Source organism: Acidiphilium sp. PM (genome assembly GCF_000219295.1).
Taxonomy (GTDB): domain Bacteria; phylum Pseudomonadota; class Alphaproteobacteria; order Acetobacterales; family Acetobacteraceae; genus Acidiphilium; species Acidiphilium multivorum.
In genome coordinates, this window is sequence record NZ_AFPR01000586.1 from 1 (window position 1) to 524 (window position 524).

A 524-nucleotide genomic window follows, 5' to 3' on the forward strand; every position below is an offset into this window, starting at 1 on the left:
AGCTCTTCATCAAGGAGGTCAAGGTCGCGGGCAAGCGCTATATCGTCTGCCGCAACGAGGCGGTGGCCATCGAAGAGGCCGAGACCAGGCGCCAGGTGGTCGCCGCCCTCGATCGTCAGCTGAAGCGAGGCGACAAGGCGCTGATCGGCAACTCCGCCTATCGCCGCTTCCTGCGCCCGGTCAGTGACGCAAAGCCCGGCCGCAAGAGCAAGCTGTTCGAGATCGACGCCGGCAAGCTCGCCGAGGAAGCCCGCTTCGACGGCGTCTTCGTGCTGCGCTCCAATGCCAGGATCTCGCCGCTGCAGGCGGTGCTCCGCTACCGGGACCTGCAGAATGTCGAACGGCTGTTCCGTGTGGCGAAGGCGACGATGCGCACCCGGCCAATCTACCATTCCTCCGACGCCGCCATCCGCGGCCATGTGTTCTGTTCTTTTCTCGCGCTGATCCTGCACCAGGCGCTCGACGAAAAACTCCGCCGGGCCGGCAAGCGCGTCGAATGGGCCGATCTCCTGCGTGATCTCGAC

1 pseudogene is annotated in these 524 nt (G+C 65.3%); it reads left to right on the plus strand.

The window, feature by feature from the left end:
- A pseudogene (locus tag APM_RS18960) lies at positions 1-524 on the plus strand (transposase); the annotation flags it as partial.